Genomic DNA, 17499 nt, shown 5'->3' with positions numbered 1-17499 from the left:
TTCAGTGCCACGGAAAGCCCGCTGCGCGCGGGCTTTCTGCTTTTCAAGCCTCCTTCCCGACACCCCATCAGCGCGCCATCGCGCCAAAGCGCGCCAGCACGTGCTCAGCAACCTTGCCCAGATCCAGCACCGCATCAGCGGCGCCGAGCTGGATGGCTTCGCGCGGCATGCCGAACACCACACAACTGGCTTCATCCTGCGCCACCGTATAGACGCCCTTCTGCTTCAGGGCCAGCATGCCCTGCGCACCGTCCTTGCCCATGCCGGTGAGCAGCACCGCTACCGCGTTGGCGCCCACATTAGGCACAGCGGAATGGAACAGCTTGTCCACCGAAGGTCGGTGCAGACTCATCGGTTCATCGTCGTTCAGTTCGGTGAGGTAGAACGCACCGCTGCGCTTGAGTACCAGATGGCGCCCACCGGGCGCGATGTAGGCGTGGCCGGGCACGATGCGCTCACCGCTCTGTGCTTCCTTCACGGAGATTCGGCACAGACCATCCAGGCGTTTGGCAAAAGAGGCTGTGAAGCCGGCAGGCATGTGCTGCACGATCACGATCGGCGGGCAGCTGGGTGGCATGTCGAGGAGCACATCCTTGATCGCCTCGGTGCCACCAGTTGAAGCCCCAAGCAGGATCAGCTTCTCGCTGGCGCCCTTGATGCTGGAAGGCACCACCAACGGCACATGCGGCCCGGCCGAGCGTTTGCGCACCTGGCTACGCGCCGCTGCGCGGATCTTGGCAACAATCTCCTGTGCATACTCCTCAAGACCTTCAGCCACGCCGAGTTTGGGCTTGGTCACGAAATCAACCGCCCCCAGTTCCAGCGCACGCAGCGTAACGTCGGCCCCGCGCTCGGTCAGGCTGGAGACCATCACCACCGGCATGGGGCGCAGACGCATGAGCTTTTCGAGGAACTCCAGCCCATCCATGCGCGGCATTTCCACATCCAGCGTGAGTACGTCCGGGTTCAGCTCCTTGATCCTGTCGCGCGCGATCAATGGATCAGCAGCCTGGCCGACCACCACGATATCGGCTTCGCGACCGAGAATGGCCGTCAGAATCTGCCGCACCAGGGCAGAGTCATCGACGATGAGTACCTTGATCATGCTGTCGTATCTCCGTCGCTTCAGAACAGATCCACGCTGCCCTCAACCTTGACCTTCTCAAGCATGGATTCGTACTCGAGCTCGCGCCGGGCAATGGTGTCGTTGTGCAGGGTCTTGAGTTTCTTGACCAGCACCCGCCCCTCCGCCGGAAAGAAGTAGACCTTGCGCGGATGGATGCCGAGCAGATCATTGGCTTTCACATGAATGCCTTCATCCTCAAGATAGTGCATGGCAAACGAGGCGTTACGAGCGCCGACATCGGTATGGGTCAGGCCATTGAGCACCCTGCCGGCACCAAAGACCTTGGCTTCCAGGCGATTACGCGCAGCACCGGCCTTGATCAGATTGTTGATGAGAATTTCCATGGCATAGGCGCCATAACGAGCGGACTCGCTGAGCACGCCGCCTTCATGATGATCGGGCAGCATGAAATGGTTCATGCCGCCAATGTGGGTAAGGCGATCGTAGAGACAGACCGACACACAAGACCCAAGCACGGTAACGATCACCACCGGGCGGCCGGTCACGTAGTACTCACCAGGCAGGATCTTGATCGCTTCGATGTTGAAGCGGCGATCGTGATAACGGTTGGGCGCCGAACCGTAGTCAGCCATGACGGGAACCTCCGAGCACCCGGTAGGCTGTGCGGCCGATCGACTCGAAGACCCGTCGGTCGACATGCGGACTCTCGGAGTGACCGATGAAGAGCAGGCCGCCGGGCTTGATGTACCGGGAAAGATGCTCGATCAGGGCGGCCTGGGTCGGCTTGTCGAAGTAGATCAGCACGTTGCGCAGGAACACCACATCGAACTTGTGACGCATTGGCCAGGATTCGGCGAGCAGATTCAGGCGTTTGAAGGCAATCATGCTGCGCAGGCGCTCCACTACCCTCACCTGCCCTGCATGCGCCCCCTGGCCCCGCTGGAAATAGCGCGCGCACAGCTCGGCGGGCAGGCTGTCGATGCGCTCGGCCGGGTAAATGCCGGCGCGCCCCTTGTCGAGCACGCTGGTATCAATGTCAGTGGCCAGGATCTTCACCTCGTCGCTCGCCCGGTGAAGGTTCTGCGCGACGGTGATGGCGATCGAGTAGGCCTCCTCCCCTGTAGAAGCAGCTGCACTCCACACGCGCAGTGGACCGTGCCCGGCATGTTGGCGAAGGTGCTCGGCGAGCATCTCGAAGTGGTGTTTCTCGCGGAAGAAGGCGGTGAGGTTGGTGGTGAGCGCATTGGTGAAATGCTCCCATTCCGGCGCCTGCGGCTCATCCAGCTGATCCAGATAGTGGGTGAAGGAGCGCATGCCCAGCGCGCGCAGGCGGCGCGCCAGGCGACCGTAGACCAGATCCTGTTTGCTGGCCGACAGTGAGATACCGGCGCGCGTGTAGATCAGCGCGCAGACGCGCTGGAAATCCGGCTCGGTGAACGTGAATTCGCGCTCGTCGAGAAGAGGGGCGACTGCTTTTTCGGCGGTCTTCACGCTCATCATGCCGGCCCGCATGCCGGCCCTCCCGGTTGCATTTCAAGACGGCGCACACGCTGCGAGCACGCCGTGGCTTGGATCAGAACTCGCTCCAGTCGTCGTCACCATCCGCTGCCACCGGTTTGCCGGCCGCAACCGGTGCGGCCTTACGCACAACCGGCACACGCAGCGGCTTCTTGGGCTTGGGCAAAGCCGGGGCCGGACGGGATGCTGCAGAGGCGGCTTCGGCAGCATCTGCGGCGAGGGCCACATCATCCAGGCGGAAGCGCCGCACGATCTCCAGCATGGTGGCAGCCTGACCGGAGAGGGCTTCGGCCGAGGCCGCCGCTTCCTCGACGAGCGCCGCGTTCTGCTGGGTGGTTTCGTCCATCTGGGTCACGGCAGTGCTGACCTGCTCGATGCCGTTGCTCTGCTCCAGGGACGCTGCCGAGATCTCGTTCATGATGTCGGTGACGCGCTTGATCGAAGTCACAACCTCCTCCATGGTCTTGCCCGCGGTTTCGACCAGACGGTTGCCGTCCTCCACCTTCTCGACCGAGTTGCTGATCAGGCCCTTGATCTCCTTGGCAGCGGCGGCCGAACGCTGCGCCAGATTCCGCACCTCGCCCGCCACCACGGCAAAACCCCGCCCCTGTTCGCCGGCCCGTGCCGCTTCAACCGCCGCGTTGAGCGCAAGAATATTGGTCTGAAAGGCGATGCCGTCGATCACACCGATGATGTCCACGATCTTTCGCGCGCTCTCGTTGATCTCGCCCATGGTGGTCACCACACGGCCCACCACATCACCGCCCCGGCTGGCGACTTCGGATGCGCCCTCGGCCAGCTTGTTGGCCTGGCGGGCGTTCTGCGCATTCTGCTTCACGGTGGAGGTGAGTTCCTCCATGCTCGAAGCGGTTTCCTCCAGCGAGGCGGCCTGCTCTTCGGTGCGCGAGGAGAGGTCCGTATTGCCGCTGGCGATCTCGCCTGCAGCGGTATGGATGGTTTCCGAGGCCTCGCGGATATGCCGCAGCATCTGCTCGAGGCTGCGCACGGTTTCGTTGGTGTAGTTCTTCAGGTCCGCAAAAGTACCCTGATAGTCGGCACTGATCTTCTCGGTGAGATCACCTTTGGCCAGCGCACCGAGCACGCGGGCGATATCCCGGAGGCCGGCATCCGAAGTGGCCACAACCTTGTTGATCCCCTCAGCCAGCACCTTGAAGAAGCCCTGCTTGTTGCCCTCATCGATCCGCCGCGAGAAGTCACCGGCAGCGGCGGCAGAAACGATGTCGCTGACCTCCTGCTCCACCGCCACTTCAACCGTGCGATCCACCCATTCCACCACGCTGCCCAGACGCTCACCGCGCTCGTTGATGACCGGGTTGGCCGTGAGCAGGAAGGTGCGCCCGCCAATCTTGGCCGTGGCCTGGTAAGTGCTGGTGAAGGTAGCCAGGAGGCGCGCTTGGTGCTCAGGGTTCTTGTGGAAAACGTCAATCTTCTGGCCCTGCAGGCGATCCACGTCGAAGTGTGGCAGATCCCGGCGGATGTCATTCTGGGCCGCACGCATCATCGTCTGCACCGACGGATTCATGTAGATGATGTTGCGATCGTTGTCGGCGATCATCACATTGGTCGCCACGCTGTCGAGGCCGATTTTCAGGCGCAAGGATTCCTCGGCGCGCTCGCGGGCATCATTCAGATCAAAACCCAGCTTGGTCTGCATGGACTTGAGTCCATGCATGAGCTGGCCGATCTCGTCCTGGGTGCCGGCCTGAACCTGGCCTTTAAAGTTGCCGCCAGAAATCTCACGAAAACGTTCGATCGCAAGCTGAAGCGCGCTGCAAGTGTTGCGTACAAACCAGAAGGAGATAACCACGCCCACCAGAAAAATGCCCAGCGTGAGGCCTATCAACCTCAAGGCATCGCGTTGCAGGCGCGCCGAGCGCGCCACCAGCAATTCGTCCAGCGTCGCCGTAGCCTTGTCGTAGAAACCAAACGCAGCATCCACGGCTTGTGTGCCCGCGGCAAAGAAATCCGGTCCGTTAATCTCTGGCTTGGCGGGTCCGATCAGTTTCTGCTCGGAAAGGGTCAAGAAGCGCGCCGAGCTCTCACTGATTGCGGCAACCAGCTGCCCGAAACCCGAATGAAGTGAGGGCGTATCACGTACAGCCTGGGCCATGGCGCGCTCAAGTTCTTCTATATGCTGCTCGGCCGAGCTCAGCTGGCGGATCAAGGTGTTCCGGGTATCCGAATCCAGCGCTCCGCGCGCCAGTGCCTGAGCCCCCAGCCCCCTGGTAAACGCAAAATGCTCGGCCGCATCCATGGCATTGAGTACAGCCGCATTCATGACATGGAAAGTGGTGGCATCCGAGTCCAGCTCCAAATTGGAGTCATTGGCAACCTTGCTCATCAGCGCGAGCAATTTCTCGATCAGTGCCGTGTGGCGCGTGAAGCTCTGCTCGGCGCTCAACTTGCTGCTATCCGCAAGCAAGCTCGTCCAGTCCGCACGCAAGGCAGGCCAGGCTTCACTGGCGCCCAACTGTGGCCGCTCTCGAACCTGTTCATCAAGGGCTTTGATCTGCGCCGCAAGTCGTGTTTCCACGGCTGTCAGTTGGCGCCGGGCATCGGCATTGCCGGCAATCGCCAGGCCATTCAGGCCACGATGCTTCTGCAACTCGGGCAGCACCTGACGCAACTCACCATGCAGCGCAAGGCCCGCCCGCTCAAGATGAATGACATCAACCCCCTCCTTTAGATTCATGCCCAGCAAGCCAAGCGCCATCAGCAGCGGAACGAAGAGCAGCAGGCCGATCAGGGCAAACTTGGTCCGCAACTGCACGCCTTCATGCAGCCTGCGCACGAAGTTCAAGCGCTGCCACAGCCCGGTTTTGACGACCCGGCCTTCGCGGATCGCCACATTCCTGGCCCGCCCCTCGCGCATCGCGCGATACAGCACATCAGCCTCTTCCACACGCTGGCGCGAGGGTTTGACGCGCACCGAGAGATAGCCCACCACTTGCCCGCTCTCAAAAACCGGCGTGGCATTGGCCTCGACCCAATAGAAGTCACCATTCTTGCAACGGTTCTTGACCAGCCCCACCCAGGGCTTGCCGGCCTTGAGCGTTTTCCAGAAGTCTTCGAAGGCTGCCGGCGGCATGTCCGGGTGACGCACCATGTTGTGCGGTTTGCCGATCAGCTCCTCTTCGGTGAAGCCGGAGATCTTGATGAAATCCCGGTTAACGAAGGTGATATGGCCCTTGAGGTCCGTTTTCGAAACGATGAGCGTGTCATCTTCAAACTGGACTTCGTGATCGGTGACTGGCAGGTTCACTTTCATGGTGCGGCCCTCGGGTCTGTCTCTGGGTGCGGGAAAAAGGCGTCGGGTGTAGCGTCAGGCAACAACAGCTTCGACCAGGCCCATCTCGGGGCTGGCCATGAGCGTTTCGATATCCAGCAGGATGATCATGCGTTCGCCAACCGAGGCCAGCCCGGTGAGGTATTCGGTGGCCACGACGGAGGCCATTGGCGGTACCGGCCGGATATCGGCGGCGGGCAGATTCATCACCTCGGACACGCCATCCACCACCATGCCCACCACCCGCCCGCCGGCAAGATTGAGCACGATGACCACGGTGAACTCGTTGTAGCTGGGTTCTCCGAGCTCGAACTTGATGCGCATGTCCACCACCGGCACGATGGTGCCGCGCAGATTGATTACGCCCTTGATGAAGGGTGGCGCATTCACGATCGAGGTGACGGCGTCGTAACCCCGGATCTCCTGGACCTTGAGGATGTCGACCGCGTACTCCTCCGCGCCCAGCGAGAAGCTGAGGTATTCGACGGCGCTACTGACAGGTGCATTCATGCCGGCTCCTTGCTGCGTTTCAGGCGGCCTGCGCCGTATGGCTGGCGTGGACGATATCGGCCACGTCGAGGATCAGGGCCACGCGCCCATCGCCCATCACGGTGGCTCCGGAAACTCCCGGCACGCGCCGGTAATTCGACTCGAGGCTCTTGATCACCACCTGATGCTGGCCCAGTAGATCGTCCACCTGCAGGGCAGCCTTATGCTCACCGGCCTGCACCAGCAGCAGGATGCGGGTAGCGGGGTCATGCACACCGCGTAGCCCCAGCACATCGAAGAGCGGGATCAGGGGCAGGTAATCGCCACGCACATGCACCACCTCGCCCTTGCCGGCCACGCGGCGAATATCGCCAGGCCCCGGCTGAAGGGATTCGAGGATGTAAGTGAGCGGGATGATGAACACTTCCTGCCCCACGGCCACCGACATGCCATCGAGGATGGCCAGGGTGAGGGGCAGGCGGATGATGAAGCTGGCGCCCTGGCCGGCCACCGAGCTGATCTCGATGCGCCCCCCGAGATCGGCGATGTTGCGCTTGACCACGTCCATCCCGACGCCACGCCCGGAAACGTCCGTGACCTCAGCTGCGGTGGAGAAGCCGGGGGCGAAAATCATCTGCCAGACATCTGCATCGGCCATCGCCTCATTCACAGGCAGACCGTTTTCCAGCGCCTTGGCGAGGATGCGCTCACGGTTGAGGCCAGCGCCATCATCGCTGACCTCGACCACGATATTGCCGCCCTGTTGCGAGGCGCGCAGCACTACCGTGCCGCGCTCCGGCTTGCCGGCCGCGCGGCGCTTTTCGGGAGACTCGATGCCGTGATCGATGCTGTTGCGCACCAGATGGGTGAGCGGATCAACGAGCTTCTCGATCAGACCGCGATCAAGTTCAGTGCCTTCGCCCTGGATCACGAGTTCGACCCCCTTGCCCAGCTTGTGCGAAAGATCGCGCACCACGCGCGGAAAACGGTTGAACACGAAGCTGATCGGCAGCATGCGGATCGACATGACAGCCTCCTGCAGATCGCGCGTGTTGCGCTCAAGCAGGTTCAGCGAATTCTGCAGACGCTCAGCGACCGGGCCTTCAACATGCTGGCCGGTTTCGGCCAGCATGGCCTGGGTGATCACCAGCTCGCCAACCAGATTGATGAGTTGATCGACGCGTTCCACACTGACCCGGATCGACGCAGCATCAGGTGCCGGCGCCGGCTTGCCAGCCTCGCGCGCGGGTGCAGCCGCCCTGACCGCTTCGGCAGGTGCTACGACCGCCGTCAGCGGCTTTCCCGGCATGGGTTCAAAGAAGCCAAAGCCTTCATCCACAGCAGTTGGAGGAGCTGCGTCTAGCGGGGCAAACAGGCCGAAGCCCTCAATGGCTTCCTCTACCTGCGCTGGAGCCGGCGGGGAAGCAAAGAAACCGAAGCCCTCATCGGCCTCGGTGAGCGGTGCAGCAAACAGCCCGAAAGAGCCATCCTCGCTCTCCAGTGCAGTGGCTGGGGGAGTGCTCGTCGCCCAAGCCCCGGAGCCGAGCTGCTCGAAGCGCTGCAACATTCCCTGGTATTCGGCCTCGTCCGGCTCGCAACTGTCGCGGCAGCACTGCAGCAGCAGGCGCAGGTAGTCCACGGCTTGAAGCAACTCGTCAGCAATGGCCTCGGTCATCCTTGCCTTGCCGGAGCGGATCAGGTCCAGGTGGGATTCAAGAACGTGCGTCAGGCCGGAGAGGCGGGTAAAGCCGAAAATGCCGGCGCCGCCCTTAATGGAATGAGCGGCGCGGAAAACGCTGTCAAGCTCATCCGCGGTGGGGGCCGCCGTATCCATGTGCAGGAGCAGGCGCTCCATGTCCGCCAGATGGTCGGTGGCCTCCTCGAAGAAGGTCTGGAAAAACTGGGCAAGATCGATGGACATGGGCGGGGCCTCGCCGCAGCGCTCAGACCAGCACCTTGGAGACGACCTGGAGCAGCTTCTGGGGATCAAACGGCTTCACGAGCCAGCCCGTAGCCCCCGCCTCACGGCCCTTGTTTTTCATGTCGTCGCCGGCCTCGGTGGTCAGCATCAGGATCGGCGTGCTCTTGTAGCTGGGCAGGCCGCGCAGACTACGGATCAGGGTCAGACCATCCATGACCGGCATGTTCTGATCGGTAAACACCAGATCGAAGCTCTTACCCTTGGCCTTTTCCAACGCGGCCTTGCCATCGCCGGCCTCATCCGTTTCGAAGCCCGCACTCTTGAGCGTGAAGCTCACCATCTGACGGATCGACACCGAGTCATCCACGATCAGGATTTTCTTGCCCATCGAAGCCTCCCTGGCTGCATGTATTACGGCTCGTCAGGGCTTTAACGGTGGCAGTGCGCACTCTTGAAATGGCATAAAGGGCAGCCTGCGAACGACAGGTTCAGAGCACATACTCAGCCTCTGCACAATTTCCCATGCCCATGTAGCGCACTTTCCGGCACAAAGAACGCAGCAGTTTCATGCCCCTTCCACAATGCTCCAGGCTCAGCGAAGGGGGCTCCGCAATGCTCTGATTGGCCTCGCGCAAGATTTGGGGAACATCGCAACGCTCACACTCTCCATGACAGAAGCCGCGTCCCGAGTCTTCGACCCACACCCGGATCACCCCTCGCCCATCTTCCTTGCGGTAATCCAGCCGCAACTCGACAAAGCCCTCCGCCAGCTCATCCAGTCTTTGTTGGCGCAACAGGTAGTACTCCATGAAGCCTTCGGCACTGCACTTCAGTGCAGCATTGAGGGCAAGCACACCATGTTCGATTGCATTGCTGAACAGCTCTGAGACCACTACATAAAGTTGCTGCCGGTGATGTGATGAGATCCCGAAGGCACTAAGCTGCCCCATGACCAGTGGCACCGGATCGATCCGAGCCAGATTGGCCCCTTCCAAGCGCAAGCTCCAGTTCCACGCACTGGCAGGCAAGTCCTCAGCTAACCGACCATCATCATCAATCCTTGCCCCGGCAAACAACGTCGGTTCGCACGGAATGGCCACCAGACTAATGTCATCCTGCTGTTCGGTCCCGGCCACAAAATCGGTCAGCGTCGCACGTACGCAACTGAAGGTATCTGCGGCTGCGCAAGCATCCAGAATGCCCTCCAGACGCTCCTCACCAAATGGCTTGCCCTCGGCATTGCAGGCTTCGGTCACACCGTCGCTGCATAACAGGAAGACGTCGCCGGGCGCCAGCAGCACCAGTTCCGGCTCGCACCCCGGAATGAAACTAGAGAGTGCCGCCAGCGGCGGGTGCTGTGAGGAAATCTTGCGGCGGCTAGCGCCTGAGCGGCACAGATGGATGTCCGGCAAGCCACTGTTCCACACCATTGCCGTCTGCAGATCCGCTTCGATGCGTAGCGCTGCCGCAGCGAGAAACATGCCTGTCGGCAAAATGCGGTGCAGGCTCAGGTTGATTTCGGCGAGCACCTCAGTCAGCGAGCAGCCCTTGGCAGTCATGGTGCGGAAGGTCTCCGCTGCGGGCAAAGCGCCCAGCGCGGCGGCCAGGCCATGCCCGGTGAAATCCCCCATCAGCACGGAGAGCCCGCCAGCAGGCGTGTACGCGCTGATGAAAAGGTCACCGTTGAAGGTGCTGGCAGACTGAAGCCAGCACTGAATTGGCGGACTCGCCACATTGCGCGCCATCACCGCGCCGCTGAGGATGCGCTCGGCAATCTGTTGCTCATACTGCATGCGCGCATGCAGATCCGCCAGCTCCGTGCGCTGCTGGCGCGCACGCTCGTAAAGATCGCGGATCCGTTCGATGGCCGCGATCTTGGACTTGAGGATGGAGAAATTGATCGGCTTGGAGAGGAAGTCGTCGCCACCGGCGGCCACACATTCGGCCAGCGCCTCCTCCTCAGACAAACCAGTGAGGAAGAAAATCGGCACGAAACGCTCGCCAGCGCGGAGTTTCATCGCACGCGCCACTTCGTAACCGTAGAAGTCCGGCAGGATCACATCGAGAAATACGATATCCGGCTCTTCACGCTCGAACTGCTCAAGCGCCTCTGCCCCGTTGGCGGCACTCACCACACGATATTGCTCGCGCTCCAGTTGGGCCTTGAGGATCAAACGTCCGGTCGACTCGTCATCGACCACCAGTGCTGTGTTGCGAACGAACGCAGCGGCTTCGGACATCGCTCAGCTCTTGATGGCGAACAGCTGTTCGAAACTGGCGATCTCCAGCACCCGGCGGATGGCTGAAGACGGGCTGACAAGCACGACGCGGCTGCCGTACTGATTCGCATGCTCCTTAAGCAGCAGCAACATGCCCAGCGCAGAGCTATCCATGTAGTCGGTAGCAGCAAGATTGACATCAAACTCGCAGCCAGGCTGGGTCACCCCCAGATAGGCATCGCGAAACTCCCGATGCAGGGCGAACTGGAATTGACCCTGGATGGCAAGGGTGATGATCTTGCCGTCAGGGCTGCGGGTTACGGTGAGTCCCATGATGTTTACCCTTTTTTGTGGGGGTGGTCAGAAAAGCTGCACGCTGCCGGCATCCATCGAAGTCTGGCTGACGATGCCACGCCCAACCTTTTCACCGTGCGTGTCACGAAAACGCTGCATCAGCACCAGCAACTCCTCCGGGCTGGCAGATAGCGCAGCCGCCCGCTGCAATTCGCTGGCCAGCTGGCGCAGCAATTCGCCTCTCAGGCGAGCATCGTCGAGGGCCTGGCGGACGATGTCCTCGAACTGCAGGGAGCGGATCGAATCACCCACCGCCTGCTCAATGTGCTGGGCCACGCCCCCCATTTCGGCGGCATGGTCAGTGAACTCGCTGTTAATTTTCTCTACGCTGGTGAGCAAGTCCTGCACCTGCGCCTTGGCTCCGATGCACTCGTTCATGTCACGCGAAGCCATGCCGGCAACGGTTTCGCGCACCCGGTCGATGGACTCCTTGGCGCCGACCATGCGCTCACGGATACGATCATTGATGGTCTCGGAGATCTGAGCCAGCTTGCGCACTTCGTCGGCCACCACACCGAAGCCCTTGCCGGCTTCGCCCGCACGAGCCGCTTCGATGCTGGCGTTCAGCGCCAGCAGATTGGTCTTCTTGGCCAGGCCCTGCACTTCATCCACGGCGGCGAAGATAGCCTCGGTCTGCTCGACCATGTCATCGATGTTGTGCACCGTGGTAAGGCTCTGCACGCTCACCTGGATCAGCAGATCCACAAAGTCGCTCATCATCCGGCCAACATCCTGAGCAAAGTTGCGCACATTCACGCCTTTAACCTGATCCGTGCTTTCCGCACGGTTCAGTACGGCGCGCACGATGCCCTGCTGCACGCCGGACTGCATGGCAATCGCCTGCAATCCACCGGTCAGCAAAGCCACCGAATCGCGCAGCAAGGCCTGGGTACGAGCGATCTCCTCGTCGATGGCCCGCAACTCCTCACCAACAGTCTGATCCAGCCCGCGACAGAAATCCGCTAGCCCCGGTGCCGCCCTGGCAGCGAAATGCGCCTCATGCGCCTCGGTTGCACGTGCGCTGCAGTGCACCGCCAGCCAGCCCAGCACCACTGCCGCAAGTAACAACAGCATGGGCCACAGCCAGCCCGTACCAAGGAAAAGCAATGCCAGCCCGTAGCCCACGCTGGCGCCGGTCAGCAGCGTCAGTCCGGCACGCCAGCGCACGGCATTCTTTACATGAAAATCTGCGGCCATGAAGCCTCCGGCAGCCCTGAGTCCAGTGTTCCGCAGGCTTAACGACGCAGGGGGAGGTGAACTTTAAGGCCCTGCCCTTGGGGGCGTCGGGGCGACCGCCAGGATCCGTGGTCAACGCAAGAGAGGCGCCGCAGCGCCTCTCCTTGAACCCAAGAAACAGCAGGGCTTACTTCTTCACACGGGCTTCGGCTTCGCTGATCTGGCGATCCAGATCGGCCAGCTGCACGTAGCCGCCGATGCGGCTGCCATCGGCCAGGAACATGGTCGGAGTGCCGGTAATACGGTACTTGCGCGCCATTTCGGCGTTCTTCTGCACCGGGGTGTCGCACTTGGCCTCAGCGGCCATCTTGCCGTCCACCATCCAGTCGTTCCAGGCCTTGTCTCGATCCGCCGCACACCAGATGTTGCGGGCCTTGTCGCCAGAGTCCGGCGACAGAATCGGAATCATGAACACGTAGATGGTGGTGTCTTTCAGCTCACGCAGATCCTTGGCGAGCTTCTTGCAGTAGCCGCAGTTCGGGTCTTCGAAGGTGATTAGGGTACGCTTGCCAGTCCCGCGCACCTGCTTTACCGCCTGCTTGAGCGGCAGCTCGGCAACGTTCACGCGCGACAACTCGGCCTCGCGCTCGGCGGTGATGTTCTTCTTGTTCTTCAGGTCGATCAGCTGACCGCTCACCAAAAAGGCGCCCTTGCCGTCGACATAGACCAGATCACCATTACTCAGCACCACTTCGTACAGATCGCCATAAGGCACTTTCTGCAGGCTGGTCACCGAGCCTTCCTGACGCAGGATGCCGCCCACCGCTTTGCGGACTTCAGCCTCGCCAGCCAGTACAGGCAGGCTCACGGCCAGGGTGCAGGCGGCCAGCAGGGCGCGCCGGAGGGTGTGCTTCATGTCTTCTCCAATCATTCGACTACAGTAATCCCGCTGCGTAGCGCGCCAGCGCGCTGCGCAAGGGTGGAATGGCTCCGGCCAGATTCATGCCGGCATTACGCAACAGGGCCAGCGGTGCAAACGCTGGCTTGAACAGGCGCTGCAGGCCATCGGTCATCTCGCGCACCAGCAGGGTCTCCTCTGCGCGCGCGCGCTGATAGCGACGCAACACCGCAAGCTCCCCGCAATCACGAAAAGCCGGCAAGGCCAGCAACTGATCAGCCAACTCACGCGCATCCTGGAACCCCAGGTTGATGCCATGCCCGGACAAGGGATGCACAGCGTGCGCGGCATCACCGATCAGGGCAAGGCGCGGCGCAACAATCGCATCCAGCTTCATCAGACGCAAGGGAAAACCGGCGGGCGGTGCCAGCAACTCGAGTCGCCCGAGGCGGCTTGCGCCCGCCTGCGCCACCCGGCTGGCAAAAGCTTCCGGACTCAGGGCCAGCAACTCCTGCGCATGGGCTTCGGGAGTGGACCAGACAATCGAGATGCGGTTCCCGGGCAGCGGCAGATACGCCAGCACCCCGTCACGCCGGAACCACTGGAAGGCGGTGCCGAAATGAGGCTCTGCGCAGGTGAAGTTCGCCACCACCCCCAGCTCACCATAGGGCCGCAGCTCGGCCGGAATAGCGGCCTGGTCACGCACCCAGGAATTCACGCCATCGGCGCCCACCACCAGACCAGCGCTGATCTCGCGTCCATCGGCAAGACGCAGGCGGGCCGCGTCGTCGTCAAAGACCAGGGAATCAGGCTGGGCCGGGCAGATCAATTCGATGTTCGGCTGGCGGCGGGCGGTTTCCCACAACTCGCGCGCCATTGCGCTGCTCTCGACGATCCAGGCCAGCGCCTGCAACCCGCACTCGTAGGCCGAGAACACCAGCTGGCCGCCTGCATCCCCCGCCACGGCCATACGCTCGACCGGCGCAATGCGCTGTGCATCCAGATGAGCCCAGGCTCCACAGCGCTGCAGGAACTCCACATTGGCCGGGCTGATCGCGTAGATACGCGCATCCCAGTCGGCCGGCCACTCCGGGCGCTGCCGCTCGAGCAAGCCGATGCGGTAACGGCTGCCGCGCAGCGCACAGGCGAGGCTGGCGCCAGACAGGCCGGCGCCGACGATGAGGATGTCGAAATGGGTGGAAGCACTCATGCTGGAAACCGGCAGCCGGCCACAAGGAGCAGGGATTCTGCCACGGATCGGAGATGGCGAGACTCAGGCCAACCGCTGGAGGTGCATGACCCTCGGGCTGCTGCCCACAAAACCGCGCTCGACCATGTCGATGAACACATCGCCGGTCACCGGCGGGCAGAAGTAGTAGCCCTGCGCCTCACGGCAGCCTTCCTGCATCAGGAACTCGACCTGCGGGCGCGATTCGGCGCCTTCCGCAATCACATCGAGCTTGAGACTGCGGCCAAGCTGGATGATCGCGCGCACGATGGCCGCATCGTCCGGGTCCTCAACCATGTCGCGCACAAAGCCCTGATCGATCTTGAGACGATCAACCTCAAAACGCTTGAGGTAGGACAACGAGGAGTAGCCGGTGCCAAAATCGTCAATCGACAGGCGCACGCCGAGGCCCTTGAGGCGCTGCACGGTTTCCAGCACATCCTCGGCATGCTCCATGAGCAGGGACTCGGTCAGCTCCAGCTCGAGACATTCGGCAGGCAGGCCCGTCTCCGCCAGCGCATCACGCACATTGGCCACGATGTCGTCACGACGGAACTGCAGCGCCGAGATGTTCACCCCCACCACCACGCCACGAATGCCGCGCGAGTACCAGCCTCGCGCCAGGCTACAGGCCTCGCGCAGCACCCAGCGCCCGATCGGTACGATCAGGCCGGACTCCTCGGCGATCGGAATAAAGCGCCCCGGCGGCACAAAGCCCAGCACGGCAGACTCCCAGCGTAGCAAGGCCTCGGCACCAACAATGGCACCACTGACCAGATCCACCTGGGGCTGGAAGTGCAGTACCAGTTCGCGCCGCTCCAGCGCGCCACGCAACTGGTTCTCCACCTGCAGGCGCTCCAGCGCATTGGCATTCATCGTCTCAGTGAAGAAGCGGTAAGTGTTCCGTCCGCTTTCCTTGGCGTGATACATGGCCGTATCGGCGTTCTTCATCAGCACATCGGCCTGGCGCCCATCATCCGGAAACACTGCGATGCCGATCGAGAAGGATGTCCCCAGAACATGCCCATCGACCTCGAAAGGCTCCGACAGACGACGCAGGATCTTCTCCGCGATCCGCGCCGGCACCTCGGCATCAGCCACCTCGGGCAGCACGATGATGAACTCGTCGCCGCCCTGACGGCAGATCGTGTCGGTGTCCCGCACGCAATGCTGCAGCCGCTCGGCCACCGCCTGCAATAAGCGATCGCCGGCCAGGTGGCCGAGCGAGTCATTGATGGTCTTGAAGCGATCCAGATCCAGGAAGAGCAGCGCAGCCACACTACCCAGGCGCTCAGCACGCACCAGCGCCTGCTCGAGGCGATCCTGGAACAGGGTCCGGTTGGGCAAGGCCGTGAGCGGATCATGGTGGGCCAGGAAGGCGATCCGCGCTTCGTTGGCCTTCCGCTCAGTGATATCGGAAAACACCGCCACGAAGTTGCTGATGGCATTGCTACGATCACGCACAGCGCTGATCGACAGCCACTCCGGAAACTCGCTGCCATCGCGCCGACGCTGCCAGATCTCTCCTTGCCAGCTGCCCTTGCTGGCAGCCTCACGCCAGATCGAATCGTATTGCACCAGGCCCTGCTTGGATGACGAAAGCATTGCCGGGGTCTGCCCGGTCACCACGCTGGAGGGAAAACCGGTCAGATCAGTGAAGGCCTTGTTGACCGACAGGATGCGGCGCTGCGCATCGGTGATCATGATCGCCTCGACGCTGTTGTCGAACACGGTGGCCGCCAGGCGCAATTCCTCTTCCGCGCGGCGCTGCGCGGTCACATCGTTAATCGTCAGCACCACCGGATGCAGACCGGTGTGTACATCGCGCGCCAGCGGCTCGGCCTTGGCCAGCATCCAGCCGCGCGTACCATCGCGGCGATCGATGCCCACCACCGCAGAAGCCGGCCTGCCAAGGTGCATGGCACGTGCGCCCGGTAACTCCTCCACCGGGCAGGGGCTGCCATCCTCGCGCACGAAGCTGTAGCCCTCGGGCTCGAGCAAGGGCGGAAAACTTTCCTCCGGCATCAGGCCGTACAGGCGCCGTGCGGCCGCGTTGGCGATGATCACGCCACCACGCGCGTCACGCAGGATCACGCCTTCGCGCATCGCCACCAGAATGCTACGCAGCCGACCTTCACTCTCGCGCAACTCGCGCTCAGCGATCTTGCGCGCCGTGATGTCCTCGATCACCTCCATGAACTGACCGCTCCCGCGCCGCGAGCGCACCAAGGACATGGTGAGATTCACCCACACCATGTCACCGCTGCGCCGCAGCATGCGTTTCTCGATCGAGAATTTTTCCGCAGTGTCCAGCACCAGCGCGTCGAGCAGGCGATCATTGGCCTCCACATCATCCGGATGCGTCAGCTCACGGAAATCGCGTAGCAACAACTCGCTCCCGGAGTAGCCGGTGATCTCGCAATAACGTTGATTAACGCGCATGTAGCGGCCGGACACCGCGCACAGCCCAACCCCCACCGCAGCCTGCTCGAAAGTGCTGCGAAAGCGCGCTTCGCTATCCTCCAGCTCAGCTTCCGACGCCTTGTGCGCGGTAATGTCGACAAAAATCCCGCGCATGCCCGTCACATGGCCCTTGTGGGCCTCGATCGGAGTCCGCAGGTCACGCACGAAGACTTCGCGTCCGTCAGCACGGATCAGGCGGTACTCGCACTCACGCTGATCCGAGCGCAGCAGCATGTCGCGCAGAAAGGAGAGTGCCTGCTGGCTGTCTTCTGGGTGCAGGCGGGCACGCCAGAAACCGGACTTTTTCCAGTCGTCCAGCGGAAAGCCGAGCAGACGCGCGCCCGGCGCGGAGACATAGGTGAACGCATCCGAACCCGCGTCATACTCCCAGGCGACCACACTGGTGCCTTCGATGATCAGGCGGAAGCGCTCTTCGGAGAGCTGCAGCTCACGCGTGCGGCGCGACAGGGCCCGAAGCTGGCGTCGATAGAGCAGTGCTGCGGCGAGCAGAAAGAGGGCTGCAAAACCAGCGGCCCAGACCAGCACCTTGCCTTCCGGCAAATGGAGGCCGCTCTGCGCCAGCGCCTGAGGCGTGCACAGCAGCAAGCCAAGCACCAGCAGCGCCTGCTTTCGCCTCTGCGTTGTCTGGCTCCTGTGCCGCAAGGCCCGCTCCCCGTGTGATGTTCTTGTCGGCAGCGCCCGGAGCTGCCCCCTTGCCCTCCGCAAAACTCCCTTCAAGACAAGGAATTAGCGCGGGGCAAAGCAGCCCGGATTGTCGCATCAAGCGCCGGACAAGCAAGAAGGAAAGGCAAGGAAAGTGGCGCGCTTACCACAGCCCG

At 62.3% G+C, this 17499-nt stretch carries 13 protein-coding genes; all 13 read right to left on the bottom strand.

Annotated features, from left to right (window positions below; genetic code table 11):
- Nucleotides 1-67: 67 nt before the first annotated feature.
- Entirely contained in the window at nt 68-1105 is a 1038-nt protein-coding gene (locus tag HJ583_RS15360) for a protein-glutamate methylesterase/protein-glutamine glutaminase (protein ID WP_170022751.1), read from the bottom strand.
- Between the two features lie 20 nt (nt 1106-1125).
- Nucleotides 1126-1719, bottom strand: coding sequence for a chemoreceptor glutamine deamidase CheD (cheD, locus tag HJ583_RS15355; RefSeq protein ID WP_170022750.1), 594 nt, complete (start codon nt 1717-1719; stop codon nt 1126-1128).
- Nucleotides 1712-2599 (bottom strand): CheR family methyltransferase, encoded by an 888-nt coding sequence (locus tag HJ583_RS15350; protein ID WP_170022749.1) that lies wholly within the window; start codon nt 2597-2599, stop codon nt 1712-1714. Before HJ583_RS15350 ends, cheD begins: the two co-directional genes overlap by 8 nt.
- Nucleotides 2600-2660: 61 nt before the next feature.
- A complete protein-coding gene (locus tag HJ583_RS19150; RefSeq protein ID WP_235943885.1) occupies nt 2661-5894 on the bottom strand; it encodes a methyl-accepting chemotaxis protein in 3234 nt (1077 codons plus the stop codon).
- A 54-nt stretch (nt 5895-5948) separates the two neighbouring features.
- The gene (locus HJ583_RS15330) at nt 5949-6422 is read right to left on the bottom strand and encodes a chemotaxis protein CheW (protein WP_170022748.1); all 474 of its coding nucleotides are present in this window, start codon (nt 6420-6422) and stop codon (nt 5949-5951) included.
- A gap of 19 nt (nt 6423-6441) precedes the next feature.
- Complete coding sequence (locus tag HJ583_RS15325; protein WP_170022747.1) at nt 6442-8322, bottom strand: chemotaxis protein CheA; 1881 nt, start codon at nt 8320-8322, stop codon at nt 6442-6444.
- A gap of 22 nt (nt 8323-8344) precedes the next feature.
- Complete coding sequence (locus tag HJ583_RS15320) at nt 8345-8710, bottom strand: response regulator (RefSeq protein ID WP_170022746.1); 366 nt, start codon at nt 8708-8710, stop codon at nt 8345-8347.
- 100 nt (nt 8711-8810) lie between these two features.
- Nucleotides 8811-10562 (bottom strand): fused response regulator/phosphatase, encoded by a 1752-nt coding sequence (locus tag HJ583_RS15315; RefSeq protein ID WP_170022745.1) that lies wholly within the window; start codon nt 10560-10562, stop codon nt 8811-8813.
- A gap of 3 nt (nt 10563-10565) precedes the next feature.
- On the bottom strand, nt 10566-10874 hold the full coding sequence (locus HJ583_RS15310; protein WP_170022744.1) for an STAS domain-containing protein: 309 nt from the start codon (nt 10872-10874) through the stop codon (nt 10566-10568).
- Between the two features lie 27 nt (nt 10875-10901).
- Entirely contained in the window at nt 10902-12092 is a 1191-nt protein-coding gene (locus tag HJ583_RS15305) for a methyl-accepting chemotaxis protein (protein WP_170022743.1), read from the bottom strand.
- Between the two features lie 166 nt (nt 12093-12258).
- Nucleotides 12259-12987, bottom strand: a complete 729-nt coding sequence (locus HJ583_RS15300; RefSeq protein ID WP_170022742.1) for a DsbC family protein — start codon at nt 12985-12987, stop codon at nt 12259-12261.
- 19 nt (nt 12988-13006) lie between these two features.
- Nucleotides 13007-14179 (bottom strand): UbiH/UbiF family hydroxylase, encoded by a 1173-nt coding sequence (locus HJ583_RS15295; RefSeq protein ID WP_170022741.1) that lies wholly within the window; start codon nt 14177-14179, stop codon nt 13007-13009.
- Between the two features lie 63 nt (nt 14180-14242).
- Nucleotides 14243-17275: a sensor domain-containing protein gene (locus tag HJ583_RS15290; RefSeq protein WP_170022740.1), complete on the bottom strand. Its 3033-nt coding sequence runs from the start codon at nt 17273-17275 to the stop codon at nt 14243-14245.
- Between the last annotated feature and the right edge of the window lie 224 nt (nt 17276-17499).

Origin of the sequence: Uliginosibacterium aquaticum, from assembly GCF_012972705.2 — a bacterium.
GTDB lineage: Bacteria > Pseudomonadota > Gammaproteobacteria > Burkholderiales > Rhodocyclaceae > Uliginosibacterium > Uliginosibacterium aquaticum.
Note: the sequence above shows the minus strand (reverse complement) of the source record. Positions and strands in the feature narration are given on the sequence as shown.